At 46.6% G+C, this 875-nt stretch carries 1 protein-coding gene; it reads right to left on the bottom strand.

The window, feature by feature from the left end:
* The coding region (locus A3766_RS01330; protein WP_197479165.1) for an L-serine ammonia-lyase, iron-sulfur-dependent, subunit alpha at nt 1-875 on the bottom strand (875 nt) is incomplete at both ends.

Genomic DNA, 875 nt, shown 5'->3' with positions numbered 1-875 from the left:
GTGTTCTAGGGCAATCTCTGCTGCATTTTCTATTTGCCAAATAGTCCCCCCCATGACAGCACAGCAAGCAGCTGCCGCCATCGCTGAGGCAGAACCGATTTCCCCTTGGCAACCGACCTCAGCCCCCGATATAGAGCCAGTATCTTTAATTATCGCGCCGATGACTGTCGCAGTTAGCAGAAACTCTCGTGACTTAGATTCTGAAATCTCTTCATGCTTGGTTAGATAATAAAGCAATGCTGGGACTACACCCGCCGCACCGTTTGTTGGCGCGGTTACGACTGCTTGTCCCGCAGCATTCTCTTCATTGACCGCCATTGCGTATGCACAAAGCCAATCATTGACACTAGCATTACTGGGATTCGCGCTAAGATCGGAATATAACTTGTTTGCACGCCGCTCTAATAACAGTCCTCCGGGCAGTTGCCCATCAGCAGATAAACCACGTTCTATGCTTGCAAACATCGCCTCCTTAACTGTGCAAATATTTGCCTCAGTAACACTCTCAGCACTACTCATGCATTCATTTTCCATCTGAATTACTGCAAAGCTTTTATCTTCTTTCTCGGCGATAGACAGCAACTCACTCATGTTTGAATAGGTATGTTTCTGGCTGTGGCCGAACGGCACTTTACGCCTCCCTTTTTTCTCCTTTTGGCGCTTACTCTTATCGGCAAGTTCATCTTTAGTTAAAATAAAACCGCCACCAACGGAAAAGTACGTTTCAGACAAAATGACCCGTTCTTTCTCACCAGCACTTGATAGCGTAAAGCTGAAACCATTCGGATGTTCCGGGTACACGAGCTTCATATCAAACTCTATTCCCGACGCTGGGCCAAAGTTTACACACACACCTTGAACAATTTCGATAAAGT

It is taken from the genome of Oleiphilus sp. HI0132 (assembly GCF_001635845.1).
This window is presented reverse-complemented; position numbering and strand designations above follow the sequence as displayed.